Here is a 23,187-nt window from a genome sequence, read left to right on the forward strand (position 1 = left end):
CGGTCGGGGCGCTGGTGCTCGCGGTGCCGGTGGCGTGGCCGGAACGGGCGGCGGTGCCGGCTACGGCGAGGAGGACACCGCCCGCAACACCTGGCTGGAGGAGGACGAGGACGTGTGGGGTGCCGACGGCGGTGGCACCTCCGGCATCCTGCGCTGAGCCTTTCGCGTCACGGCGCTGCTGCGGTCGACCGCAGCAGCGCCGTGACGTGTCCCAGGGCGACCGTTGCGGCGGCGGAGCCGACGCTCAGCCGGTGACCGGTTCGTCGGTACGTCGGCCGGGCCGCCAGCCGCGTCGGCGGCCACGCGCCATGATCGGTCGCGTGATCAGCAGCAGTACGGCGAGCAGAGCCCCCACCGCGGCGGCCCAGATCGCGACGGTGCGCTGCCAGCTCAGCGGATCGGCCGCCGGGGCCGGTGCGGCAAGCACGTCAACCGGCGGGTTGGTGCGGGTGCCCAGCAGGCTCGACACCGCCCGGTACGGGTTGACCACGCCGTAGCCGACTTCGGCGTTGCGCCCCTGCGGCGGGTTGTCCGCCGTCCGCTCCAACCGGTCGGCGACCTGCTCCGGGGTGAGATCCGGGTAGGCGGCCCGAACCAGGGCGGCCACCCCCGAGACGTACGCGGCGGCGAAGCTGGTGCCACCCGTCGGTTCGGCGCGGTAGCCGGATCCACCCGGCGCCGGGCCGACGATGTTCAGTCCCGGCGCGGCGACGTCGACGAAGGTGCCGCTGACCGAGGTGCCCACGTGCCCGCCCTGCTCGTCCACGCCGCCCACGGCGATCACCCCGGGGTATGCCGCCGGGTAGGCGGGCCTGTCCTCCTGGGTCTCCTGCCGGTTGCCGGCGGCGGCGACCAGCACCACCCGCTTGGCGAGGGCGCGTTCGACGGCCTGTGCCAGTTCGGGGCGGGGCAGGGTCACCAGGGACAGGTTGATCACGTCGGCGCCGTTGTCGACAGCCCAGTCGATGGCTGCGGCGATCTGCCCGGGTAGCCCCTCGTCGTTGGTGCCCTTGGCGTCCGGCAGGACCCGGATGGGCAGGATGCGCGCCGCCGGGGCGATACCGCTGAACGGCACCCCGGTGCCCTCCTTGCCGGCGATGATGCCGGCGACCATCGTGCCGTGACCGGCCAGGTCACACTGCCCCCGGTTGGCCGGCAGGTTGTTGAAGTCGCGGCCCTCGAGCACCTGACCCTTCAGGGCCGGATGGATGGCGGAGACCCCGGAATCGATGACCGCTACCGTCACGCCGGCGCCCCGGGACAGCGGCCACGCCGAGGCCGGATCCACCCTCCGCAGCGCCCACGGCATCTGCACCAGGCCGTCCTCGCCGGCCGGGCCGCAGGTGGGCGCCGCCGCTAGCGCCGGAGAGGAGGGGACCATCAGGCCGGCGCCGAGCAGGACCGCCAGGGTTCCACTGAGGACAGCTCGGACGGCACGGCGGGACGGCTGGGTCGCGCTCGGCGGCAGGCATTCGCGCACCTGCAGAGATTACCGCTGCACCGCGTCGGACAGCGCCCGGCGACCGCCGTTCGGGGCGGGAACGATGACCTCGCTCAGCTTCGAACGCGACGACGCCGGCCAGGGCGGGCACGGTTCGCCGTTCGAGGCCGGCGTGCGACGGCGGGTCGGGGCTCGCCCGTACGAAGCCGGCGTGCGACGCGGGTCCGGGCTCGCCGTTCGACGCGGGCGTGCGACGACGACGGTCAGGGCCGGGAGGAGACGTCGTCGGCGGGTGTTTCGGCGAACAGGGCGAGCAGGTGGCCGACCTGACGGTCGGCCTCGGCGGGGTGCCGGAAGTGGCCGGCGGGGTTCAGGGTGTACTCGTTGCGGCGCCCCACCCGGGTGCGGTGCAGGTAACCGCCGGCCTCCAGGTCGGCGACGATGGCCTGGGCGGCCCGTTCGGTGACGCCCACCTCGGCCGCCACGTCGCGCAGTCGTGCGGTGGGATCGCGGGCGATGGCCAGCAGCACATGCCCGTGGTTGGTGAGGAACGTCCAGTTCCGGCCGCCTCCGGCCGTCGCCGCGCTCGTCATCGTGGAGCCGCCTCTCCGGTTGTCCGCTTCACCCGCGTGCCCGCCGGAGGGGTCGGGCCAGGTGCCGACGGGCCGGCCCGGTCCCAACGACCGAAGGGCCGGTTCGGGGTCTACGTATGAAATCTAAATCACGCATATCTTGACGCATCTTGCGGTGCGTGTGACCGTTGAGCCCGAGCCAGCGCCCACCGCCGGCCCGGCTGAAGAGCCTCTTGAGCAGGTAAAACGCGTGGAGACGAGGTGCGGGAATGAGCCGTTCCGGTACGCCTGGAGGGCAGCCCGGTCCGCAGCGGGCCGCCGATCGAGCGTCGACGCCGACCGAGCCGGCCCGAGCGTACGCCGAGCTGGCCGCCGGCAACCGGCGCTTCGTCAGCGGGGCGCCGCGCCACCCCAACCAGGACGCCGGGCACCGGGCCGCCGTGGCCGACGGGCAGCACCCGTTCGCGGTGGTCGTGGGCTGCTCCGACTCCCGACTGGCCGCTGAGATCATCTTCGACCGGGGGCTTGGCGACCTCTTCGTGGTCCGGACGGCCGGCCACACCGCGGGCCCGGAGGTGCTGGGCAGCGTGGAGTACGCCGTGACCGTGCTCGGCACTCCACTGGTGGTGGTCCTCGGCCACGACTCGTGCGGTGCCGTGCAGGCAGCCCGTGAGGCGGCCGCCACCGGCGTCGCGCCCCCGGGGCACCTTCCCGCGGTCGTCGACGCGGTGGTGCCCAGCCTGCGACGTGCCGCCGCCGAGGGCGTGGACGACATCGACGGCATCGTTGACATCCACATCGCGCAGACCGTCGAGACGCTGCTCGGGCAGTCGCCCGTGCTGGCCGGCGAGGTGGCGCAGGGGCGGTGTGCGGTGGTGGGCATGTCGTACCGGCTCGCCGCCGGCGTGGTGCGCCCGGTGACCCCCGTACCGGCCGATGCGGCGACGTCCGACGCCTCGGACGACCCGGCAGCCTCCGCCGCCGCCTGACCCGACAACTGCCGCCCGGCAGCTTTCGCCGCGCCTGACCCGACGAGGGCCGTCCCGCCTGATGCGGGACGGCCCTCGGACTTCGTGGGGCGGATCAGAGCATCGACATGTGGACGTGGTCGGTGTGGTTCGACGGCCCGCTGTACGACTTCCAGCCGGTCGCCGGGAACCAGATCTGCCGGTTCCAGATCACGTAGTAGATGCCGAGGCGGTCGGCGTTGCGGATGAGGAACGCGGCGACGTTGTTGCCGTACATGCGGGTGTCGTTGTTGTGCCACGGGCTGAAGCCGCTCTTCTGCAACGACCAGTCACAGGCGCGGCCCTTCGGGTGCTCGTACGGGCCACCGTTGCGGTGACAGCCGACGAACCGGTTGAAGCCGGCCCGCTTGACCTCCTTGTACGCGTGCAGGGTGCGCGGGGTGACGCAACCGGAGGTGGTGGGGTCGTCCTCGCTGCACGACTGCGGCTTCCAGTCACCGTCGGCGGTGCGACCCGGGCCGATCCGGGCGACCGGCGAGACAGCGTCGACCAGACCGCCGGTGAAACCCTGACCGCCGACCAGCGCGAGCGCCTTGTCCGCGTCGCGCTTGTCCTTCGCCATCAGGGCGGTCTGTTTCTGCTGCTCGCGGATCTCCGCGTCGAGGGCCAGCTTGGCCTGCTCGGCGCGGGACTTGACCGCGTTGACCTCGGCGAGCTTCTTCTCGTTGACCATGTTCATCTCGTCGAGCGCCGCGGCCCGGCGGACGAACGAGTCCGGGGCGTCACTCTCCAGCAGCATCGCGATCGCACCGACCCGTCCGGTCCGGTACGACTGGGCGGCGATCTGCGCGACCTGCGGGGCCAGCGCGTCCAGGTCGGCCTTGGCCCGCTGGACCTCCACCGCCAGCTCAAGCTGCCGCTTCTTGGACTTGTCCAGTTTGGACTTGGCCGCCACGTAGTCCCGGTTGGTCTGCTCGATGACGTCGGTGAGGAGCTTGGGTTCGTCTTCCTCTTCGTGCCCGGACGGTGTGGGGGTCGTCGGGGCGGCGTGGGCCGGGAGGGGGCCGGCGAACACGGTCAGCGCAGCGAGCACGGCCACCACGGGTGTCAACCAGCGGCGTAGGGGTGCCGTCACAATGTTCCCTTCCGTCGACCGCCGACCGGGTTAGCTGACGGGTTCGGGGCGGAAGTGGCCCCTACCGCTGTCGCGGATTCACCCCACGTACCTGGGTCCCCGGCTCGCCGGTTGGCGATTGGGCGGTGGCACCGCAGGCGCCGCTGCGCGCCTTCGTCGGTGGCCGGCAGCGAGGTTACCCGAGAATCCACCGCCTGAGCTACGTCCTGATGCCGACTAAAAGTGTCATTTCGCCATGGCGTTGAGTGACCAGTGACGCGGTTCTCAGGGCGAGTGCCCGATCCGGTCACGCTGAGGAGTGTCACCATGCCGTATCAGTGCTCCTGTTCGGCTCTGGCCACCCGGTGGTGGCGGTGGATGGGGGTGCGTTCCGCTCCGAGTCGGGTCCGTCGGGCCGACCCCCCGGCGGGGAGCTGAGAGCGGCCAGTGTCTCCGTCCGGTCCGGACGGGGGCGCGGTGTCAGGACGTCGGCGTCCGCGTCCCGCGTCGGCGTCGCCCCGGCCGCGGTCACCACGGCGGCCAGACCGGTGGTGAGGGGTACGGCGGCGATCAGGCCGAGCGTGGCGACCGCGCTGCGGACGATCTCCTGGGCGAGGAACTCGCTGGTCAGGATCTGCCCGAGGGGGCGGGTGTCGGCGGTGAGCAGGAGCAGCAGCGGTAGTGAGGCGCCCGCGTACGCCAGGACGATGGTGTTGACCGTGGAGGCGATGTGCGCCCGGCCGACCCGGGTGGCCGCCCGGTAGAGCTGTAGCCGGCTCAGACCGGGGTTGGCGTTCGCCAGCTCGGTGACGGTGGCGGCCTGGGTGACTGTCACGTCGTCGAGTACCCCGAGTGAGCCGATGATGATCCCGGCGAGCAGCAGGCCGCGCAGGTCCACGTGGGCCTGGAACATCGACAGCGTCGTGGCGTCCTCGCTGCCGAAGCCGGTGAGCCGGGTGGCGGCCGTGGCGATGGTCGCGAGCACTCCGGTGAGCACCAGACTGCCGAGGGTGCCGAGCACCGCGACCGAGGTCTGTGCGGTCACTCCGTGGGTCAGGTAGAGCACCACGAACATGATCAGGGCGGCGCCGACCACCGCCACCAGCAGCGGTGGCCGACCGGCGCTGATGCCCGGCAACACGAAGGTGAGCAGGATGGCGAAGCTGGCGGCCAGCCCCGCCAGCGCGGCCAGGCCCCGCCACCGGCCGAAAGTGACGATCGCGGCGGCGAAGACCACCGCGAGCCACACCAGCGGCTTTCCGCGCTGATGCTCGGCGATGTTCCAGCTGCTGGTGGTGGGGTCGGTCGGGTCGCTCAGCTCGACCAGGACGACGTCGTCGCCGACCTCGACCCGTGGAGCGCCGGGTCCGGCGGGGACGGGCGTCCGCACCTGCTGGCCGGCGCTCGGCCCGTCCTCGACCCGTACGTCCACCGTCCCGCACGGCCCGGTGGCCGGCGTGCCCTCCGGGCTGGCCGACGGCGGGCAGGGTTCGGTCACCACCCGGGTCACCGTGCCGTGGTGGCGCGGCGCGTCAGTGCCGCCGCCGGCCTGCGGCGCCCCGTCCCGTGGCCAGAGCACCACGGCGGCGACGACGGTGGCCACGAAGAGCGGCACCACCGTCGCGACGAGGATCCGCCGGACCCGGGGCGGGGCGGGGCGGGCGGTATGGCTGTGGTCGGAACCCAATGCGAGAACTCCCAACGATCCGGTGCGGGGTACGTGCGGACGGGCCGGGCGGTTCACCTCCGCCGGACGAACGCGGTAACGAGCGCATCGAATTGCTGGTTGACGACCCGTTGGTTACCCAGGGTGATCCACTGGGCCGGCCGGTCGGCGCAGGCGCCGCGCCGTGGCGGCGCCGGTGCCCGACTGGGCGGCGGAGTCCGGTAGGCCATCGCCGGAGATGCTAGCCAGCCGAACTGGGTGTCGCAGGTCGTGGCGGAGTGTCGGATGGTCGAACCGCTCGCGCGGCGTGGGCCGGAGCGGCATGTTGGAGTCATGTCCGAGCCCGTCCCCGAGCAGGCCGCCGACCGGAACCGGCACACGACGCCGGCCGCCCACGATCAGCACGCCGCCCACGATCAGCACGCCGGCCCGGAGAGGCACGCCGGCCACGACAAGCACGCCGGCCACGACCCGGCGATGTTCCGCCGCCGGTTCTGGGTGTGCCTGGTGCTCACCGTGCCGGTGGTGCTGACCAGTCATCTGGTGATGGATCGGCTCGGGCTCCGGTGGGACGTTCCCGGTCGCTCCTGGATCGGGCCGGTGCTCGGATCGGTGGTTTTCCTCTGGGGCGGCTGGCCGTTCCTGGTCGGCGCGGTGCGCGAGATCCGGGACCGGGCGCCGGGAATGATGCTGCTGGTCGCGATGGCGATCACGGTCGCCTACACGGCGTCGTTGGCCACCAGCCTGGGCGCCTTCGACCTGGATTTCTGGTGGGAGTTGGCCGCGCTGGTCACCATCATGCTGCTCGGGCACTGGCAGGAGATGAAGGCCATCGGGCAGGCCCGGGGGGCGCTGGCGGCGTTGGCCGCGCTGCTGCCGGACGAGGCCGAGCGGGTGGCGCCGGACGGGCGGCCCGAGCCGGTGCCGCTCGGCGCGTTGCGGGTGGGCGACGTGGTGCTCGTCCGGCCCGGGGGGCGGGTGCCGGCGGACGGCCGGATCGTCGACGGCGACGCCGAACTGGACGAGTCGATGATCACCGGTGAGTCGCGGCCGGTGGCCCGGTCGACGGGCGAGCGGGTGGTGGCCGGCACTGTCGCCACCGACTCGGCGATCCGGGTCCGGGTCGAGGCGCTGGGTGACGAGACAGCGCTCGCCGGCATTCAGCGCATGGTCGCGCAGGCGCAGCGCTCGGGTGGGCAGGCCCAACTGCTTGCCGACCGGTTCGCCGCCGCGCTGTTCTACGTGGCCGCCGGCACCGCAGTGGTGACGCTGGCGGTCTGGACCGCGCTCGGTGAGCCCGACCAGGCGGTGGTCCGTACGGTCACGGTCCTGGTGATCGCCTGCCCGCACGCGCTCGGCCTGGCCATCCCGCTGGTCGTGGCACTGTCCACGGCCCTGGCGGCGCGGCGCGGGATCCTGGTCAAGGACCGGTTGGCGCTGGAGCGCATGCGGACCGTCGACGCGGTGCTCTTCGACAAGACCGGCACGCTGACCCGCGGTGAGCACGCGGTGAGTGACCTGGTGACGACTCCGGGCCTGAAGCGGGAGGAGGCGCTGCGGATCGCCGCCGGTGTCGAGTCCGACAGCGAGCATCCGCTGGCCCGGGCGATCGTGACGGCGGCCGGGTCCGCCGGCCCGGCGCGTGCCACCGGCTTCCGGTCGCTGCCGGGCCGCGGCGTGCGGGCCACCGTCGACGGTACGGAGTACGCGGTGGGCGGCCCGGCGTTGCTGCGGGAGTTGGGTCGGCCGCTGCCGGACGACCTGGAGGTGGCGACCGGCCGGTGGTCGGCGCGCGGGGCCGTGGTGTTGTACCTGGTGCGGCTGCCGGGCACCGTGCTCGGGGCGTTCGCGCTCACCGACGAGGTGCGCCCGGAGGCCCGGCAGGCCATCGCCGAGCTCCGTGCCGAAGGCGTCCGCACCATCGCCATGATCACCGGCGACGCGCGGTCGGTGGCCGAGTCGGTGGCCGCCGATCTCGGCTTCCGGCCGGGGGTGGACGAGGTCTTCGCCGAGGTGCTGCCGGCCGAGAAGGACGGCCGGGTCGCGGACCTCCAGCGGCGAGGGCTGACCGTGGCGATGGTCGGCGACGGGGTGAACGACGCGCCGGCGCTGGCCCGCGCCGACGTCGGCATCGCTATCGGGGCGGGGACCGACGTGGCGATCGAGTCCGCCGGGGTGGTGCTGGCGTCGTCCGACCCTCGCGGTGTCGGTGCCGTGGTCCGGCTCTCGCGGGCGTCGTACCGCAAGATGCGGCAGAACCTGGCCTGGGCCGCCGGTTACAACGTGGTGGCGCTGCCGCTGGCGGCCGGCGTGCTCGCCTGGGCCGGGGTGGCGTTGAGCCCGGCGGTGGCGGCGGTGCTGATGTCGGCGTCCACCATCGTGGTGGCGCTCAACGCCCAGTTGCTCCGCCGGGTACGCCTCGACGCGGAGCCCGACTGACCGGCTCAGCCGCGCTTCATGAGCCGGCCGACGGCAGCCATCATCTCGGTGGCCATCTCGTCGGCCCGACCCTCGGCCGCCCCCTCGTGCATGCAGTGGCGGGCGTGCCCGTCGAGCAGGCCTAGGGCCACCTTGTCGAGCGCGGCCTGGATCGCGGAGATCTGGGTGAGCACGTCGATGCAGTAACGGTCCTCGTCGACCATCTTCTCGATGCCCCGGACCTGCCCCTCGACGCGGCGGAGCCGCGCGAGCAGTTGGTCCTTGCTGGCGGTGTAGCCGCGGATCGGTGTGGGTGCGGTCATGGTGACGAGAATAGCGTACCCCTGGGGGGTATGGTAACGTCCCTGGTGTCCGATACCCCCACCGGGTACCGGTACCTGACGGAGCACGAGTCTGCCTCGGCCTTACCCCTGGGGGGTATAGGCTGGCAGACGACGAAGGGAGCGGTTCGATGGTCGACACGACGTACCAGGTGCGGGGCATGACCTGCGGGCACTGCGTCAGCGCGGTCAGCGCCGAGGTGGGCGCCATCGCCGGGGTGCGCGACGTGCAGGTGAATCTCGCCACCGGCCGGGTCACCGTCACCAGCGAGCAGCCCGTGGCCACCGATTCCATCCGGGCCGCGGTCGACGAGGCCGGTTACGACCTCGTCGAGGCGTGAGCGGGAGGCCCGGGATGAACACCGTGACCAGAATGGGCGGGTTCGCCCTCGGTCTCGCGGCGGTCTTCGGCGCGGCGTACGGGATCGGCCGGGTGGTCGACCCGGCCGCCCCGGTCGCCGAGAGTCGGCCTGACGGCGGCGCTCACACCACTGGCGCAACCGTGCACGACGAGGCGGCCGAGCGGGTTCCCGGCGGCCTGCTCGTCTCCGACCATGGCTACACGCTCGTTCCGGTCGCCGCCCCGGCCGGCGAGTTCGCCTTCCAGATCGGCGGGCCGGACGGCCGCCCGGTGACCAGGTACGACGTGGCGCACGACAAGCTGATGCACCTGATCGTCGCCCGGCGGGACCTGTCCGGCTTCCACCACGTGCACCCGGACCTCGCTCCGGACGGCACCTGGCGGGTCGACACCCCGCTGGACGGCCCGGGGCAGTGGCGGGCGTTCGCCGACTTCACGCCCACCGGGGGTGAGGCGCTGACCCTCGGCGTGGACGTGACAGTCCCCGGTGAGCTGACCGAACGGCCGCTGCCCGCCCCGGCGACCAGCACCACGGTCGACGGCTACACAGTCACCCTGGCCGGCGTGCCGCAGCCCGGCCGCACCTCGTCACTCACCCTGAGTGTCAGCCGCGACGGGCGACCGGTCACCGACCTGGAGCCCTACCTGGGGGCGTACGGGCATCTGGTGGCGCTGCGCCGGGGCGATCTCGCGTACCTGCACGTACACCCGGACGGAACACCCGGCGACGGACGCACCCGGCCCGGTCCGGAGATCTCCTTCTCCGCCGAGGTGCCGTCGGCCGGCAGCTACCGGCTCTACCTCGACTTCCGGCACGGCGGGCGGGTGCACACCGCCGAGTTCACAGTCGTCGCCGGCACCACCCCGACCGGGGGCGACCCCACCCCGAGCGGGCCGGCGCCGACCGAGCACGGCACCCCCGGCCACGGGCACAACTGACGGGACCAGACGATGACCACCACCAGCAGACCACTGCCCGAGGCGCCGAACCGGATCGAACTGGCCATCGGGGGGATGACCTGCGCCGCCTGCGCCGCCCGGATCGAGAAGAAGCTGAACCGGATGGACGGGGTGAGCGCCACAGTCAACTACGCCACTGAGAAGGCCACCGTCCGGTACGTCGACAGCGTCACGCCGGACGACCTGATCGACACGGTGCAGAAGACCGGCTACACGGCGGCCCTGCCGGCTCCGCCGACGACCGAGCAGCCGGTCGACCCGCTGCGCGCGCCGCGTACCCGTCTGTGGGTGTCGGCGGTGCTCAGCGTGCCGGTGGTCCTGCTGGCCATGGTGCCGCCGTGGCAGTTCGACTACTGGCAGTGGCTGTCGCTGACCCTCGCCGCCCCGGTGGTGGTCTGGGGCGGGCTGCCGTTCCACCGGGCCGCGTGGACCAACCTGCGGCACGGCGCCGCGACAATGGACACCCTGGTCTCGCTGGGCACCCTGGCCGCGTTCGGCTGGTCGCTCTGGGCGCTCTTTCTGGGCGACGCCGGGATGCCCGGGATGACGCACCCCTTCCGCTTCGACATCACCCGCACCGACGGCGCCGGCAACATCTATCTGGAGGCGGCCGCCGGGGTGACGGTGTTCATCCTGGCCGGGCGCTACTTCGAGGCCCGATCGAAGCGGACCGCCGGGGCGGCCCTGCGCGCCCTTCTCGAACTCGGTGCCCGGGACGTGGCGGTGCTGCGTGACGGCGTGGAGACCCGGATCCCGGTTGACCAGCTCGCCGTCGGTGACCGGTTCGTGGTCCGCCCCGGCGAGAAGATCGCCACCGACGGGGTCGTCGACGAGGGCACGTCCGCAGTCGACGCCAGCATGCTGACCGGCGAGTCGGTGCCGGTCGAGGTCGGCCCGGGCGACGGCGTGGTCGGCGCCACGATCAACGCGGGCGGCCGGCTGGTCGTCACCGCCACCCGGGTCGGCGCGGACACCCAGCTCGCCCGGATGGCCGACCTCGTCGAGCAGGCGCAGAGCGGCAAGGCGGCCGTGCAGCGACTGGCCGACCGGATCTCCGGCGTCTTCGTGCCGATCGTCATCACCCTCGCGGTGGGCACCCTCGGCTGGTGGCTGGGCACCGGCGCCGGTCCGACCACCGCGTTCACCGCCGCCGTGGCCGTGCTGATCATCGCCTGCCCGTGTGCGCTCGGCCTGGCCACGCCGACCGCGCTGCTGGTCGGCACCGGTCGGGGCGCTCAGCTCGGCGTGCTGATCAAGGGCCCGGAGGTGCTGGAGTCGACCCGCCGCGTCGACACGGTCGTGCTGGACAAGACCGGCACCGTGACGACCGGCCGGATGACGTTGGTGGACGTGGTGCCGGCCAACGGCGAGGACCGGGCCGAGCTGCTTCGACTCGCCGGTGCGCTGGAGGCCGCCTCCGAGCACCCGATCGCCCGGGCGGTCGCCGCCGGCGCCGCCGAGGCCGCAGCGCTGCCGCCGGTGACCGACTTCGCCAACCTCGAAGGGTTGGGCGTGACCGGCACGGTCGACGGTCGGAGCGTGCTCGTCGGCCGGCTCCGGCTGCTGCGCGAGCGCGGTGTCGACGTACCGCCGGAGTTCGATCTGGCCGTGCGGGACGCGGAGGCCGCGGGGCGTACGGCGATCGTCGCCGGCTGGGACGCACGGGCGCGGGGCGTGCTCGCGGTCGCCGACGTGGTCCGGCCGACCAGCCGGACGGCAGTGGCCCGGTTGCGCGCCCTGGGGCTCACCCCGGTCCTGCTGACCGGCGACAACCCCACCGTGGCCGCTGCGGTCGCGGCGGAGGTGGGCATCGACGAGGTGATCGCCGAGGTGCTGCCCGCCGGCAAGGTCGACGTCGTCCGGCGGCTCCAGGCGCAGGGGCGGTCGGTGGCGATGGTCGGTGACGGGGTGAACGACGCGCCGGCGTTGGCCCAGGCCGACCTGGGGCTGGCGATGGGCACCGGCACCGACGTGGCGATCGAGGCGTCCGATCTCACCCTCGTCCGGGGTGACCTGGACGCGGCGGTGGACGCCATCCGGCTGTCCCGGCGCACGCTCGGGATCATCCGGGGCAACCTGTTCTGGGCCTTCGGTTACAACGTGGCGGCCCTGCCGCTGGCCGCCGCCGGCCTGCTCAACCCGATGATCGCCGGTGCCACGATGGCGCTGTCCTCGGTCTTCGTGGTGGCCAACAGTCTGCGCCTGCGCCGGTTCCGTTCGGCAGCCGATCGCGGATTGTGACGACGGCAATGGTTGGGCGGCGGACGGCGGGGGTACTGCTGAGGTCGTAGCGACGCTCGCAATGGAGGTTGGCACATGGGTATCGATGACAAGATCAACAACGCCAGCGAGGACGCGGCCGGCAAGCTCAAGGAAGGCGCCGGTCGCGCCACCGACAACGAGCAGCTCGAGGCCGAGGGTCGCGCAGACCAGTCCACGGCCAAGCTCAAGCAGGCGGGCGAGAAGATCAAGGACGCTTTCAAGAGCTGACGTACGACGTAACCCGCACGCCGGGCCGGTGATCACTCGCCGGCCCGGCGTGCTGTGTGTCCGGGGTCCGTGAACCCTGAGATCCCCCTGATTCCGCCGTTGAGCGCACCGCCGTGCGGCCACACCTGCTAACTTCTGTTGGCATGTGCAAGGGCTGGTTATGAGTGCCGCTCCACCGCCGACCGGCGACGACCTGGTCCGGATGCTGGCCACCCTGGCCAACCCGCACCGACTGCGGGTCGTCGCCGCGCTGGCGCGGGAACGTGCCTATGTCAGCGGGCTGGCCCGGCAACTGGGCATCAGCCGAGCGCTGTTGCAGGTCCACCTGAGGAAGCTGGCGGCGGCCGGGCTGGTCACCGCCCGCCTGGAGTTGTCGGAGGACGGGAAGGCCATGAACTACTACGAGGTGGAGCCGTTCGCGCTCACACTCACCCCCCAGGTCATCGCGGCGGCGGTCGAGACGCTGACCGTGCCCGACTCGACCGAGCAGCCCGGAGCGGACCGATGAGCGAGCACGACTGGACCGAAGTGGTCGGCGCGATCGGCATCTTCGGCTTTCTGATCAGCGTGGTCACGGTGACAGTCGTCCAACTCGCCAAGACCCGGCGGGCCCGGTACGAGACGGCCCGGTCGGACGACTACCGCCGGCTCGCCGAGACGGCAGCCCAGGCCCAGGCCGAGAACGCCCGCCTGCTCACGGCGTTGGACGGCCGGCTGGGCGGGATGGAAACCCGGATGGCCACGCTCGAACGCGTCCTGCGCGAGGTCGACTGACCTCAGCGGACGAAGGCCCCGGGCCGTCGAGCGGCCACTCGACGGCCCGGGTGGAAGCAGCATCACCTCGCCCAGTGGGCGAGTTTCACCGGTAACGCTCCTTCGGGGAGAGGACAGCACCCCATGCCGCACGTACGCAAATCCGCCCTCGCCTGGGCGGTGGCCCTGGCCCTCACGACCGCCGGCCTGACCCCGGCGAGCCCGGCGGCCGCCGCGCGACAGGCCATCGACTGGCAGCCCTGCCCCACGGACGCCACAGCCGACTGCGGCACCTTGTCGCTGCCCGTCGACTGGAACCAGCCCCGGGGCGAGCGCTTCGACCTGGCGTTGGCCCGCCGGGTCGCCACCGACCCGGCCGCCCGTACGGGTGCGCTGGTGTTCGGTCCCGGTGGGCCGGGCGACAGCGGGGTCGACCGGGTGGTGACCGGAAGTTCCCGGTTCAGCGCCGAGCTGCGCCGCCGGTTCGACGTCGTCAGCTTCGACCCGCGCGGCACCGGCCGCAGCCATCCGGTGCTCTGCGCCCGGGAGATGCTCGCCCAGCAACCGCAGCTGATCGCCGACCAGGCCCAGTTCGACGCCACGCTTGCCGGCAACGCGCTGCTGCGCGCCGACTGTCGGGCACGCACCGGCCCGCTCTACGACCACGTCGACACGACGAGCGCCGCCCGCGACCTCGATGCCGTCCGCGCCGCCCTCGGCGAACGGCGGCTGACATTCCACGGCAGCTCGTACGGCACCCTGCTCGGTCAGCGCTACGCGGAGCTGTTCCCCGACAAGGTCCGGGCCGTGGTGCTGGAAGCCGCCGTGGACCACAGCCTCGGCGTCCGCGCCTTCGTCGACACCCAGGCGGTCACCGCCGAGGACGCGTTCGACGAGTTCGTCGCCTGGTGCGACAGGTCCGCCGACTGCGTCCTGCACGGTCGGGACGTCCGGGCGATCTGGGCCGGGCTGCACGACCGGGCCCAGCGTGGCCTGCTGACCGATCCGGACCGCGCCGGGGCCGCACTGCCCCCGTTCGAGCTGAGCCGACTCGCGCACAAGCAGCTCTACGACACGGGGCGGTGGCCGGGCCTGGCCGAGTGGATCGGGAAGCTCCAGGGCGCCGCGACGCCGGGCGTCAGCGCGCGCACGGCGGATGCCGTGGCGCCGTACCCCTTCGCGGTCTTCTGTCAGGACTGGGACCTGTCGGTCCGCGACTACCGCGAGTACGCCGCACACGTGCGCGGGGCGGCCCGGCTCGCGCCCGACCTGCGCTACCCGCCGGCGCTGTTCGCCCTGGCGACCTGCCTGGGCACGCCGACCCCGGTCGCCGACCCGCAGCACCGCCTGCGGGTCCGCGGCGACGTGCCGCTGCTGCTCGCCGCCACCGTGCACGACCCGGCCAGCGGCTACGCCTGGGCCACAAACGTGGCGCGGCAGCTGGGTCGGCACGGAGTGCTGCTGACGTACGAGGGTTGGGGCCACGGCAGCTACACCACCAGCCCCTGCGTGGGCCGAGCCGTCGACGCGTACCTGATCGACCAGGTGGTGCCCGCCCGGGGCGCCCGCTGCCCGGCCGTCGACGTGTCGAGCTGACCGACACCCCGGTCGCCGCGCGGCAGCGCCGTGCGGCGACCGGGCCGTGCCGTGGTCAGCGCAGGACGCGGTACGTCAGGTGCGTGACTGTCGGCCCGGCCACCACCGAGACCTGCTCCAGGCGCGGTGCGATGCCGTCGAAGAGCCGTTCGCCACCGCCGAGCGTGATCGGCACCAGGTGCAGTTGCAGGGTGTCGATCAGCCCGGCGGCGAGGTACTGCCGGACCGTGCTCGCCCCACCGGCGATCGACACCTGCCGGTCGCCCGCCGCCGCCCGGGTCTGTCGCAGCGCCGACTCGATCCCGTCGGTGACGAATCGGAACTCGGTGCCGCCCCGCATCACCAGCGGTTCCCGGGGGGTGGTGGGTGAGCACGAACACGGGGGTGCGGAACGGCGGGTCGTCGCCCCACCAGCCCTGCCAGGTCTCGTCCCAGTCGCCGTCCCCGCCGCCGAACATCCGTCGACCCATGACGTACGCGCCGATGTCGCGGGTCATCTCCTCGACGACGTCCGCGTCGACGCCGCGGTCGCCGCCGGTCAGCCCGTGCTGCGCCCGCCAGGCGTCCAGGCCGAAGACCCATTCGTGCAACCGCAGGCCACCACGACCCAGCGGATCGTGTCGACTCTGTTCCGGCCCCGCCACGTACCCGTCCAGCGAGATCGACAGCTGACTGCTCACCATGCCCATGGCCCCTCCGACTCCGTCACTCATCGTTGCCCCGCCAGCCGGGCGGCTCGCCGCTCCAGGTAGCGCTGCTCGGGAAGGCTCGTCGTGCCGCGTGCCGCCGCCAGGTACGCCTCCCGCGCGGCGCCCGGCTCCCCGGCCAGCTCCAGCAGGTGCGCCCGGACCGCGGCGAGCCGGTGGTGCCCGGCCATCCGCTCGTCGGCGTCCAGCGGCGCGAGCAGGGTGAGGCCCGCGCGCGGCCCGTCCACCATGGCCACGGCCACCGCCTGGTTGAGCGTGACCATCGGGTTCGGGGCGATCCGGGCGAGCAGCCGGTAGAGCGCCACGATCTGCGGCCAGTCCGTCTCCGCCGCCGTCGGCGCCTCGGCGTGCACCGCCGCGATCGCCGCCTGGAGCTGGTACGGGCCGGGTGGCGACCAGGTCAGCGCCTCGGTGACCAGGGCGACTCCCTCCGCGATGGCGCCGCCGTCCCAGCGGGTGCGGTCCTGCTCGGTAAGCGGCACCAGCTCGCCGTCCTCGCCGACCCGGGCCGCCCGGTGCGCGTCGGTGAGCAGCATCAGCGCCAGCAGACCTGTCACCTCACCGTCGTCGGGCAGCAGCCCGTGCAGGACGCGGGCCAGCCGGATCGCCTCGCCGGTCAGCTCGGCCCGTCGCAGGTCCGGTCCGCTGGACGCGGTGTACCCCTCGTTGAAGATCAGGTAGAGCACCCGGAGCACGGTCCGCAGCCGCTCGGCGCGCTCACCCGGCCCGGGCATCAGGAACCGGGCACCGGCCGCCTCGATCCGCTGCTTGGCCCGCCGGATCCGCTGACTCATCGTCGCCTCGGGCAGCAGGTGCGCCCGGGCGATCTGGGCGGTGCTGAGCCCGCCGACCGCCCGCAGCGTCAGCGCCACCTGCGCCGAGGGCGCCAGCGCCGGATGGCAGCAGAGAAAGAGCAGGGTGAGGGTGTCGTCGGCGTCCGCCACCGCCGGCTCCGCGTCGGCCGCCGGCGCCACCTGGGCGTACGCCGGCTCGCGCCGCGTCACCGCCACCTCGCGGTCCCGGCGGGCGCTCTCGCTGCGCCACTCGTCGGTGAGCCGGCGGGTGGCCACGGTGAGCAACCACGCGCGCGGGTTGTCCGGTACGCCCTGTCCGGGCCACTGCGTCGCGGCGGCGAGCAACGCCTCCTGGACGGCGTCCTCGCACCTGTCGAATTGGCCGTGCCGGCGGACCAGCAGGCCGAGGACCTGCGGCGCGAGCGTGCGCAGCAGATCCTCGACCGTCCGGTCGTCGGTCACATCTCCGTCCCGGCCTGTTCCATGACCGGGCGGACCTCCATCGCCCCGCCGAAACGCACGTCCGGCCACCGGGCGGCGATCTCGGCGGCCCGCTGCGGGCTGTCGCAGTCGACTGTCAGGTAGCCGGCGAACTGCTCCTTGCTCTCCATGAACGGCCCGTCGACGATCTCCGGGTGACCGCCGGCGAGCCGGACCGTCTGCGTCTGCGACGGATCGGCCAGCGCCTGGCCGTCGACCAGCTCGCCGCTCTCGGTCAGCTCCTTCATGATCGCGTCCACCTCGCCGAACAGGGCGTTACGGTCCTTCTCGGTCAGCCCCTCGGTGAAGCCGGGCCGGTTCCAGATCAGCAGCATGTACTTCACGGCGATGCTCCTCGCTTGGCTGGTCGCTCCCCGGGCGGGGTGCGGCTCACCGGAGGGTCGGAGCCGACGCCCCGTTCCCTACCGCGTACCGAAGAAAATCGCAGAAATACTCTCCGGCGGTGGTCCCACGCCGTGCGGGTCAGGGCCGGCCCGGCACCTGTCGAGGCCGCCGGCCGCCGCCGACGTCCAGCGCGGCCCGGTCGGCGGCCGAGGTGCCGGACGACCAGCCCTCGGCGTCGCGGACGCTGAGCCGGTGCCGGGTGACGCCCGGAAAGAGGGCCCCCAACCGCTCCTGGACCGCCTCGCCGCGTGCGGCGAGCACCGGCAGCAGGCGTTCCGGCCCGGCCGTCTCGGCAGCCGCCTGGTCGGCGGCCTCGGTGGCCGCGCGCAGCCGCTCACCGATCCGCAGCGCGAACGCGTTGAGGAAGGACTCGTCCCACACCTTCGTCCGCCGGCCGGACCCCGGCCGGCGTTCGGCGCGACCGCGCAGCATGGCGGCGGTGGCCTGCACCAGCAGCGAGGTGTAGAGCAGCTCCACCGCCACGAGATCCGCCGGCCACCCCAGCACCGTGGTGAAACCGAGGTCGTCGGACCAGACCGCCTCGCACCGGTTCGCCGCCGCCACCTCCTGCACCAGTAGCGCCTTCGCCCCCGCGTACGGCGTCTCGGTGCCCAGCCGCACCCCGCCGGGCAGGTCGCCGCGCTCCGCCCCGGCCGCCAGCAGCGCCTCGTCGATGCTGTGCCGGGCGATCAGCTCCTGCGCCTTCCCGGTCAACGCCTCCGCCTCGGCCGGGAAGGTGGTCGACTCGGCCTTGGCCAGCAGCGCGCGCACCCGGTCCAGCATCGGCGACCCGCTGCGGCCCGTACCGGCGGTGCGGGGGATCGCCGCCCCGGTCGAGCCGGGCGGCGGGCGCAGCACCGCGATCGGCGGCAGGCTCTCCACCAGCGCGAGCACGTCGACCGCGGCGCGGAGTGCGTCGACCCGGTCCAGTCCCTCCGCGGCGGTCCAGGCGGCCAGCAGGTCGTGGCCGTCGTCCCGGCCCTCGGCGGCCAGCGCGCGCAGCTGGTCGTCCCACCAGTCGGGGACCGGCCCCGCCTGCTCGCGTCGCTGGGCGGCCAGCGCGTCCCGGACCAGCCGGGCCGCCCGCGCGTCGAGCCGCCGCGCGGCGATCCGGTGCACGTCGACCGGCTGCCAGCCGCGGGGCCAGAGCTGCCCGAGGCCACGGACCAGCCGACGCCGCAGGGCAGCGTCCACCACAGTGGCGCTGTCCGTCGCGCCGGTGCCGACCATCAGTCGGTCCAGCTGCCGTTCGGCCTGTCGTACGTCGGTGCCGCGCACCGCCGCGAGCGCGTCGGCGACGAGTTCGTCCGCGTCCGGCACAGGCACCTCCTCCGGTCTCCGTTGCCGGCGAGGCATCCGGCCCGCCCACCCAATGATCATGCCGGCAGGGCTCCGGCGGGCATGACTCGGCCAGTTTGGGGTAGTTCGGCCCTGACCCGGGTGGATGCGAGGTGTGTGTGGTGGTCGACAGCAGCCTGGGGCGGGAGCGTCCGGTCGCCGTGCCGGACGGCCGGTCGTCCACGCTAGCGGGCGTCCTGATCGGCGTCGCGATCATGGCCGCCGTGGACGAGATCGTCTTCCACCAGTTGCTGGCCTGGCACCACTTCTACGACCGGTCCACCCCGTCGGTGGCGCTGCTCTCGGACGGGCTGCTGCACGCCGCCGAGGTGATCGCCCTGGTCGGCGGGTTCTTCTGGTTCGCCGATCTGCGCCGACGGCTGGTCCTGTCACCCCGGCTGGCCTGGGGTGGTTTCCTGCTCGGCGCCGGGGGATTCCAGCTCTTCGACGGGCTGGTCGACCACAAGGTGCTCCGGGTGCACCAGATCCGCTACGGCGTACACCTGCTGCCGTACGACGTGGTGTGGAACGTGGGCGGCGCGGTACTGCTGCTGGCCGGCGCGGCCCTGGTCTGGTGGACGCGGTCCCGCCGACCGGGTGACGGCCCCCGGTGACGGCAGCAGCTCCGGGCCTGGCGGCATGGGCGCACGGAGGCCACCCGGCGGACGGGCCGGGCTGGTTGCCGCTGTTCCCGGTCGCGGTGCTGGCCGTCGGCTACCTGCTGGCCGCCGTACGCGACACGCGCGGCTGGGACCATCGGCGAACCGCCGCCTGGCTGGCCGGCTGTGCCGTGCTGGCGGTTGCGGTCGGGCCGCTGGCCCACCTCCCGGACGACCCGCGCGGGCACATGGCGCAGCACCTGCTGCTCGGCATGCTGGCGCCGCTCGGGCTGGTCCTCGGCGCACCGGTGACGCTGCTGCTGCACGTCGCGCCCACCTCGACGCGTCGGAGGGTGGGCCGGCTGCTGCGCGCCCGAGGGCTGCACCTGATCGCCCACCCGGTCACCGCGGCGCTGCTGAGCACGGGCGGGCTGGCGCTGGTGCTGCTCACCCCGCTGTACGCGGCGGCGGAGCGCCACCCGGCCCTGCACCACGGCGTGCACCTGCACTACCTGGCCGCGGGCTACCTGTTCGCCTGGTCGCTGGCCGGGCCGGACCCGGCGCCCCGCCGCCCCGGGCTCGCCGTGCGGGTCGGCGCGCTGCTCGGCGCGTCAGCCGGCCACGCCGCGCTCGCCAAGTATCTCTACGCACGGGCCGGCACCCTGCCCCCGGGGCTGACCGATCCGGACGCCGCAGCATTCCGATCGGCCGCTCAACTCATGTACTACGGCGGTGACATCGCGGAGCTGCTGCTGGCGGTGGCACTCTTCGCGACCTGGTACCGCCGCCGCCGCCCACCAGTGGTGAGCAGGAGGTTCGCGTCACGACAGGATGCTGCCGTGACGCGAACCCCTTGATCAACTCTGCGTGGACGGGGCCGCCAGGGCGGCGGTGAGCCGCCGGAAGAACGCGCGGATGTCGTCCTCGCTGTGCGGCGTCTCGGCCTGGTCGTTCAGCGGGCCCGAGTAGCGCAGCGCCTGCTCCAGCGCGTCCCGCGTCACGGCCCGGTCACCCGGGTAGAGCCCGGCGGCCACCCCGTCGGCGACCCGGGTCACCACCGAATCGTCGAGCGTCCTGTCGAACTGGACCCCGTAGAGGATCCCGTTGACGTGGCCCTTCCAACTGTCCGTACCCATGCTCGTCGACTCCCCTAGAAGATCCGGCCGCCATCCCAGCCCAGAATCGGAACCCCGTTGACGCCGTTGCGTTTGAACTCGGCGTCGAGATTGGCCATGTGGCTGGGCTCGGGCTGGTAATGACCGCTGCGCGCCGTGGCGTACTGGACCCTACCGTCCTTCACGACCAGCTCGCCGGCCGCGGCGACCGGGTTTCCGCCGCCCAGAGTGGAGTGGTGGAAGTCGCCGACCCGCTGGTAATTGGACGCGTAGAGGTTGCCGTTGCGGTCCATCACGAAGATCGCCTGACCGTTTCCGCTGAACACGGTCTGCGCGCTCGACGTGTCGAACGGCTCGCCGTTGCGTGCGCTGCGCAGCACTCCGTCGCTGTCGAAGAAGACCCGGTGCTGTTCCAGTTCCTCGGGGCTGAGCCGGCGTACGGCCGTCGGGAAGTGTCCTCCGGGCAGATGCTCGTTGCGGTACTTGTCGAGCATCGGCTTGGTGTTGGAGTAGCGCGGGGTGGTGTGCGGGCCGGGCACGCCGGGCCGCTTCGGACCGCCCCGCTTCGCGCCCTTGCGGGCGAAACGGCGCAGCAGCGTCTTCGCGCGCTTCAACAGCTGCGGAATGATCTCCTTGACGACCCGTTCGATGACCTCCTTGATGACCCGCTGGATCGCCATCCGGGCCAGGCCGATCGAGACGGGGATCTGGGCCAGCGACGCGCCGAAGCTGGGCGCCGCCGCCGCCAACGCGATCGCCACCTGAATGACCAGGATCGTCAGCTGGACGATCACGATGATCTTCTGCGTCAGGGTGATGATGGCCATCACCAGCAACGCCATGGCGATCAGTTCGGCCGCCTGCGCGCCGTCCTCGATGCGGCGCGGCGCACCCTCCTCGCCCTGCCACGCCTGCTCGAACGCGCGGATGTCGTCGCCGCTGTTGGTGGTGCTGACCTGCGCCGCGCCCGCCTGGGCCTCCCCGGCGGCCGTGCGCAGCCGGCCGGCGAACGCGAACCACAGTTGGGACGCCTCGAACAGCAACTCCTCGTCGGCGGTCGGCCAGGTGAAGCCGACCCAGCCCAGCGCCTCGGCGAGTTCAGGAGGTAGCTGCATACCCACTGGGCAGCTCCATCCTCGTGAAGAGTTCCGCGTTGGCGAGGTCGGTCGCCTCGTGCGCGTCGGCACCGAGGTCGAGGTTCTCGGCAGCCTCCAACAACTGGTCGGCCATCGACCGGTACACGTCGAGCGCGTGCGTCAGGACCTCGACGTACACGGCTCCGAAGAGGGAGCCCGCCTCGTCGGCGCCCCAGGGGTTACCCGCCCCGTTCACCGTCGACTCGAGGCCGCTGACCGCCTCGCCGAGCTGCTGGCCGGTTGTCGCGATCGACGCGGCGGCGGCGTGCAGGGCGTCGACGTCCACCTGGATTCCGTCGGACATGGCTCAGCGACGATCCATCCGGCGGGTGGCCGCGTCCAGGTCACCGATCATCTGTTGGAAGCCGCGGAACGCCTCCTGAGAGACCCGTTCGAGCTGCTGGGTGAGGGCCGTGCTGTCGACCTGGGCCCCGGCCGTCAGGCCGGCCCGGCGGGCGCGCTCGTCGGCCTGCGCCGCCTGGACCGCCTCCAGGACGTACTCGGCGATCGTGCTGGCGCCGGCCCGGGACAGGCTCGGGTCGATCACCAGCGTCTGGAGCGCACCGAACGCGGAGACCTCCGCCTCGACGAGACCGTCACCGCCGGTGCCCCGCCCCACCATCTGCTCGGCGTCCGGCACGGGCCCGTCGCTCTCGCCCGGCTGCGCCGTGACAGCACCCGATGCCTGGCTCAGCAGGCGCATCGCCTCTTCGAGCGAGCCGCTCAGGCCGGACGGATCAATACCGCTCGCCATGCTCGTCCCCCCACGTCCGCAGTCCACCGTCGGTGCACGACGGTATCAATGCGCAACCCGCGCGTGCGCCCCGGAAGTCGGCTGTGGATCAGTCCCAGGTGGACAGAACCTCGCCGACCGGCACGGCGTCGCGCTCCGGGGTGGGCGGGCCAGCCGGAGTACGGTCGAAGCGCGGTGCCGGAGCCGGTTGGATCCCACCGTCCACCTCGACGAACGTCCCCCGGGCCGCGTTGTGCGGATGCCGGTGCGCCTCGCCCGGGGCGAGCACGGGGGCGACACAGGCGTCCAGGTCGGCGAAGACCGCCGTCCACTCGTCCCGCGTCCGCTCGGCGAACCGATCGGTGAACCGCCTCCGCAGCTCGTCCCAGCCGCTCGGGTCGTACTGGTCGGGCAGGTCCGCCTCGTCGGCCAGGCCGAGACCTGCCAGCAGTACGGCGTAGAAGGCCGGCTCCAGCGCCCCGACGGCCATGAAGCCGCCGTCGGCGGTGGCGTACGTGTCGTAGAAGGGCGCTCCTCCGTCGAGCAGGTTCCGCCCGCGCGGGGCGGCCCACAGGCCGGTGCCGAGCAGCCCGTGCAGGAACGAGGTGAGCAGCGCCGATCCGTCCACCATTGCCGCGTCGACGACCTGACCGAGGCCGGAGCGCTCCCGTTCCAGCAGCGCGGCCAGCACGCCCACGGCGAGCAGCATGCCGCCGCCGGCGAAGTCCCCGATCAGGTTCAGCGGCGCGTGTGGACGCGCGTCGGCTCGACCCAGGGGCTCCAGCGCCCCGGCGACAGCTATGTAGTCGATGTCGTGGCCGGCCCGAGCCGCCAGCGGGCCGTCCTGGCCCCAGCCGGTCATCCGCGCGTACACCAGCCGGGGGTTGCGGGCCCGGCAGACGTCCGGGCCGAAGCCGAGCCGCTCGGCGACCCCCGGCCGGTACGCCTCGACGAGCACGTCCGCCCGCTCGACGAGGCGCAGCAGGTCGGCCACGCCGGCCGGGGACTTCAGGTCCAGCGCGGTGACCCGCCGGCCGCGCTGCAAGGGTCCACCGGTCGGCGCGGCGAGGCGCCCGGCGCCCGGGCCGCCCGGCCGGTCGACGCGCACCACGTCGGCCCCGAGGTCGGCGAGCACCATGCAGCCGAACGGGGCCGGCGCGAGGCTCGCCAACTCGACGACCCGCACCCCGGCCAGCGGTC

The 23,187-nt window shown here is 73.2% G+C and carries 25 protein-coding genes and 1 riboswitch; of the genes, 11 read left to right on the forward strand and 14 right to left on the reverse strand.

Annotated features, from left to right (window positions below; genetic code table 11):
- Positions 1-244: 244 nt before the first annotated feature.
- On the reverse strand, positions 245-1,480 hold the full coding sequence (mycP, locus tag B0E54_RS28560) for a type VII secretion-associated serine protease mycosin (RefSeq protein WP_234589614.1): 1,236 nt from the start codon (positions 1,478-1,480) through the stop codon (positions 245-247).
- A 224-nt stretch (positions 1,481-1,704) separates the two neighbouring features.
- On the reverse strand, positions 1,705-2,034 hold the full coding sequence (locus B0E54_RS28565; protein WP_234589616.1) for a MarR family winged helix-turn-helix transcriptional regulator: 330 nt from the start codon (positions 2,032-2,034) through the stop codon (positions 1,705-1,707).
- A 248-nt stretch (positions 2,035-2,282) separates the two neighbouring features.
- Here B0E54_RS28565 and B0E54_RS28570 point away from each other — a divergent pair, with 248 nt between their 5' ends.
- Positions 2,283-3,002, forward strand: a complete 720-nt coding sequence (locus B0E54_RS28570) for a carbonic anhydrase (protein WP_234589618.1) — start codon at positions 2,283-2,285, stop codon at positions 3,000-3,002.
- 94 nt (positions 3,003-3,096) lie between these two features.
- On the opposite strand, the gene B0E54_RS28575 is transcribed toward B0E54_RS28570, so the two are convergent.
- Both B0E54_RS28575 and B0E54_RS28580 read right to left on the reverse strand, forming a co-directional pair.
- On the reverse strand, positions 3,097-4,116 hold the full coding sequence (locus tag B0E54_RS28575) for a hypothetical protein (RefSeq protein WP_234589620.1): 1,020 nt from the start codon (positions 4,114-4,116) through the stop codon (positions 3,097-3,099).
- A 4-nt stretch (positions 4,117-4,120) separates the two neighbouring features.
- Positions 4,121-4,251, reverse strand: a riboswitch (cyclic di-AMP (ydaO/yuaA leader).
- Positions 4,252-4,417: 166 nt separating this feature from the next.
- The gene (locus B0E54_RS28580) at positions 4,418-5,782 is read right to left on the reverse strand and encodes a YibE/F family protein (RefSeq protein WP_234589622.1); all 1,365 of its coding nucleotides are present in this window, start codon (positions 5,780-5,782) and stop codon (positions 4,418-4,420) included.
- Positions 5,783-6,094: 312 nt separating this feature from the next.
- Between B0E54_RS28580 and B0E54_RS28585 the strand changes: the two genes are divergently transcribed.
- Positions 6,095-8,200: a copper-translocating P-type ATPase gene (locus B0E54_RS28585; protein ID WP_234589635.1), complete on the forward strand. Its 2,106-nt coding sequence runs from the start codon at positions 6,095-6,097 to the stop codon at positions 8,198-8,200.
- 5 nt (positions 8,201-8,205) lie between these two features.
- Here the strand turns inward: B0E54_RS28585 and B0E54_RS28590 are convergent, their stop codons facing one another.
- Positions 8,206-8,502 carry a metal-sensitive transcriptional regulator gene (locus tag B0E54_RS28590; protein ID WP_007454936.1) on the reverse strand — a complete coding sequence of 99 codons (297 nt, stop codon included), beginning with the start codon at positions 8,500-8,502 and terminating at the stop codon, positions 8,206-8,208.
- Between the two features lie 149 nt (positions 8,503-8,651).
- Between B0E54_RS28590 and B0E54_RS28595 the strand changes: the two genes are divergently transcribed.
- The 7 genes from B0E54_RS28595 (at position 8,652) to B0E54_RS28625 (ending at position 14,680) form a co-directional block, all read left to right on the forward strand.
- The gene (locus tag B0E54_RS28595) at positions 8,652-8,861 is read left to right on the forward strand and encodes a heavy-metal-associated domain-containing protein (protein ID WP_234589647.1); all 210 of its coding nucleotides are present in this window, start codon (positions 8,652-8,654) and stop codon (positions 8,859-8,861) included.
- A gap of 14 nt (positions 8,862-8,875) precedes the next feature.
- Positions 8,876-9,820, forward strand: a complete 945-nt coding sequence (locus B0E54_RS28600) for a hypothetical protein (RefSeq protein WP_234589649.1) — start codon at positions 8,876-8,878, stop codon at positions 9,818-9,820.
- Between the two features lie 12 nt (positions 9,821-9,832).
- Entirely contained in the window at positions 9,833-12,082 is a 2,250-nt protein-coding gene (locus tag B0E54_RS28605) for a cation-translocating P-type ATPase (protein WP_234589652.1), read from the forward strand.
- 75 nt (positions 12,083-12,157) lie between these two features.
- Positions 12,158-12,331, forward strand: coding sequence for a CsbD family protein (locus B0E54_RS28610; RefSeq protein ID WP_139583988.1), 174 nt, complete (start codon positions 12,158-12,160; stop codon positions 12,329-12,331).
- Between the two features lie 160 nt (positions 12,332-12,491).
- Complete coding sequence (locus B0E54_RS28615) at positions 12,492-12,839, forward strand: ArsR family transcriptional regulator (protein ID WP_234589654.1); 348 nt, start codon at positions 12,492-12,494, stop codon at positions 12,837-12,839.
- Entirely contained in the window at positions 12,836-13,105 is a 270-nt protein-coding gene (locus B0E54_RS28620) for a hypothetical protein (protein WP_234589656.1), read from the forward strand. Before B0E54_RS28615 ends, B0E54_RS28620 begins: the two co-directional genes overlap by 4 nt.
- Positions 13,106-13,228: 123 nt before the next feature.
- Positions 13,229-14,680, forward strand: a complete 1,452-nt coding sequence (locus B0E54_RS28625) for an alpha/beta hydrolase (protein WP_234589658.1) — start codon at positions 13,229-13,231, stop codon at positions 14,678-14,680.
- A gap of 55 nt (positions 14,681-14,735) precedes the next feature.
- On the opposite strand, the gene B0E54_RS28630 is transcribed toward B0E54_RS28625, so the two are convergent.
- The 4 genes from B0E54_RS28630 to B0E54_RS28645 all read right to left on the reverse strand — a co-directional run bounded on the left by B0E54_RS28630 (position 14,736) and on the right by B0E54_RS28645 (position 18,386).
- Positions 14,736-15,020 carry a dihydrofolate reductase family protein gene (locus tag B0E54_RS28630; protein ID WP_234589661.1) on the reverse strand — a complete coding sequence of 95 codons (285 nt, stop codon included), beginning with the start codon at positions 15,018-15,020 and terminating at the stop codon, positions 14,736-14,738.
- A 369-nt stretch (positions 15,021-15,389) separates the two neighbouring features.
- Complete coding sequence (locus B0E54_RS28635) at positions 15,390-16,643, reverse strand: RNA polymerase sigma factor (RefSeq protein WP_234589663.1); 1,254 nt, start codon at positions 16,641-16,643, stop codon at positions 15,390-15,392.
- On the reverse strand, positions 16,640-16,996 hold the full coding sequence (locus B0E54_RS28640) for a YciI family protein (protein ID WP_234589691.1): 357 nt from the start codon (positions 16,994-16,996) through the stop codon (positions 16,640-16,642). The genes B0E54_RS28635 and B0E54_RS28640 overlap by 4 nt, the downstream gene beginning before the upstream one ends.
- A gap of 148 nt (positions 16,997-17,144) precedes the next feature.
- Complete coding sequence (locus tag B0E54_RS28645) at positions 17,145-18,386, reverse strand: DUF2786 domain-containing protein (protein ID WP_234589666.1); 1,242 nt, start codon at positions 18,384-18,386, stop codon at positions 17,145-17,147.
- 140 nt (positions 18,387-18,526) lie between these two features.
- Between B0E54_RS28645 and B0E54_RS28650 the strand changes: the two genes are divergently transcribed.
- Positions 18,527-19,018, forward strand: coding sequence for a DUF2243 domain-containing protein (locus tag B0E54_RS28650; protein ID WP_234589680.1), 492 nt, complete (start codon positions 18,527-18,529; stop codon positions 19,016-19,018).
- Entirely contained in the window at positions 19,015-19,860 is an 846-nt protein-coding gene (locus B0E54_RS28655; protein WP_234589682.1) for a cytochrome c oxidase assembly protein, read from the forward strand. The genes B0E54_RS28650 and B0E54_RS28655 overlap by 4 nt, the downstream gene beginning before the upstream one ends.
- Here the strand turns inward: B0E54_RS28655 and B0E54_RS28660 are convergent, their stop codons facing one another.
- From B0E54_RS28660 to B0E54_RS28680, 5 genes are all read right to left on the reverse strand, one after another.
- Complete coding sequence (locus B0E54_RS28660; protein ID WP_234589684.1) at positions 19,861-20,139, reverse strand: hypothetical protein; 279 nt, start codon at positions 20,137-20,139, stop codon at positions 19,861-19,863. It abuts the gene before it with no gap.
- Positions 20,140-20,153: 14 nt separating this feature from the next.
- A complete protein-coding gene (locus B0E54_RS28665; RefSeq protein WP_234589686.1) occupies positions 20,154-21,233 on the reverse strand; it encodes a hypothetical protein in 1,080 nt (359 codons plus the stop codon).
- Positions 21,217-21,558, reverse strand: coding sequence for a hypothetical protein (locus tag B0E54_RS28670; RefSeq protein ID WP_234589688.1), 342 nt, complete (start codon positions 21,556-21,558; stop codon positions 21,217-21,219). The genes B0E54_RS28665 and B0E54_RS28670 overlap by 17 nt, the downstream gene beginning before the upstream one ends.
- Before the next feature lie 3 nt (positions 21,559-21,561).
- The gene (locus tag B0E54_RS28675) at positions 21,562-22,008 is read right to left on the reverse strand and encodes a YbaB/EbfC family nucleoid-associated protein (RefSeq protein ID WP_234589689.1); all 447 of its coding nucleotides are present in this window, start codon (positions 22,006-22,008) and stop codon (positions 21,562-21,564) included.
- 88 nt (positions 22,009-22,096) lie between these two features.
- Positions 22,097-23,187 (reverse strand): CaiB/BaiF CoA-transferase family protein (locus B0E54_RS28680; RefSeq protein ID WP_234589690.1); only part of this gene is annotated, 1,091 nt, incomplete at its 5' end.

The sequence above is a fragment of the Micromonospora sp. MH99 genome, assembly GCF_021442385.1.
Lineage (GTDB): Bacteria > Actinomycetota > Actinomycetes > Mycobacteriales > Micromonosporaceae > Micromonospora.

Coding starts and splice junctions, on each gene's coding strand:
- B0E54_RS28570 (WP_234589618.1), top strand. CDS start 2,283: ATGAGCCGTTCCGGTACGCCTGGAGGGCAGCCCGGTCCGCAGCGGGCC.
- B0E54_RS28630 (WP_234589661.1), bottom strand. CDS start 15,020: ATGCGGGGCGGCACCGAGTTCCGATTCGTCACCGACGGGATCGAGTCG.
- B0E54_RS28670 (WP_234589688.1), bottom strand. CDS start 21,558: ATGTCCGACGGAATCCAGGTGGACGTCGACGCCCTGCACGCCGCCGCC.
- B0E54_RS28605 (WP_234589652.1), top strand. CDS start 9,833: ATGACCACCACCAGCAGACCACTGCCCGAGGCGCCGAACCGGATCGAA.
- B0E54_RS28585 (WP_234589635.1), top strand. CDS start 6,095: ATGTCCGAGCCCGTCCCCGAGCAGGCCGCCGACCGGAACCGGCACACG.
- B0E54_RS28625 (WP_234589658.1), top strand. CDS start 13,229: ATGCCGCACGTACGCAAATCCGCCCTCGCCTGGGCGGTGGCCCTGGCC.
- B0E54_RS28565 (WP_234589616.1), bottom strand. CDS start 2,034: ATGACGAGCGCGGCGACGGCCGGAGGCGGCCGGAACTGGACGTTCCTC.
- B0E54_RS28590 (WP_007454936.1), bottom strand. CDS start 8,502: ATGACCGCACCCACACCGATCCGCGGCTACACCGCCAGCAAGGACCAA.
- B0E54_RS28675 (WP_234589689.1), bottom strand. CDS start 22,008: ATGGCGAGCGGTATTGATCCGTCCGGCCTGAGCGGCTCGCTCGAAGAG.
- B0E54_RS28620 (WP_234589656.1), top strand. CDS start 12,836: ATGAGCGAGCACGACTGGACCGAAGTGGTCGGCGCGATCGGCATCTTC.
- B0E54_RS28665 (WP_234589686.1), bottom strand. CDS start 21,233: ATGCAGCTACCTCCTGAACTCGCCGAGGCGCTGGGCTGGGTCGGCTTC.
- B0E54_RS28660 (WP_234589684.1), bottom strand. CDS start 20,139: ATGGGTACGGACAGTTGGAAGGGCCACGTCAACGGGATCCTCTACGGG.
- B0E54_RS28600 (WP_234589649.1), top strand. CDS start 8,876: ATGAACACCGTGACCAGAATGGGCGGGTTCGCCCTCGGTCTCGCGGCG.
- B0E54_RS28610 (WP_139583988.1), top strand. CDS start 12,158: ATGGGTATCGATGACAAGATCAACAACGCCAGCGAGGACGCGGCCGGC.
- B0E54_RS28615 (WP_234589654.1), top strand. CDS start 12,492: ATGAGTGCCGCTCCACCGCCGACCGGCGACGACCTGGTCCGGATGCTG.
- B0E54_RS28640 (WP_234589691.1), bottom strand. CDS start 16,996: ATGCTGCTGATCTGGAACCGGCCCGGCTTCACCGAGGGGCTGACCGAG.
- B0E54_RS28595 (WP_234589647.1), top strand. CDS start 8,652: ATGGTCGACACGACGTACCAGGTGCGGGGCATGACCTGCGGGCACTGC.